Origin of the sequence: Paraburkholderia sp. SIMBA_027 (assembly GCF_046535315.1) — a bacterium.
In the GTDB taxonomy this organism is placed as follows: domain Bacteria; phylum Pseudomonadota; class Gammaproteobacteria; order Burkholderiales; family Burkholderiaceae; genus Paraburkholderia; species Paraburkholderia tropica.
The window spans coordinates 1-229 of record NZ_JAWRWY010001768.1; the positions used below are offsets into that span (position 1 = coordinate 1).

Genomic DNA, 229 nt, shown 5'->3' on the forward strand with positions numbered 1-229 from the left:
GGGCGAGTTGCGCGACACGATGATGGTGCTGCGCATGGTGCCGGTCGCAACGCTGTTCTCGCGCTTCCGCCGCCTTGTCCACGATCTGGCCCGCGAAACCGGTAAGGTGATCGAGCTGGTCACCGAAGGCGAGAGCACCGAGGTCGACAAGACCGTCATCGAGCGCCTTGCCGATCCGCTGGTGCATCTGGTCCGCAACTCCATCGATCACGGTCTGGAAACGCCTGCC

At 64.2% G+C, this 229-nt stretch carries 1 pseudogene; it reads left to right on the forward strand.

Going from position 1 to position 229, the window contains the following annotated elements:
• Positions 1-229, forward strand: a pseudogene (locus tag SB764_RS45235) (chemotaxis protein CheA); the annotation flags it as partial.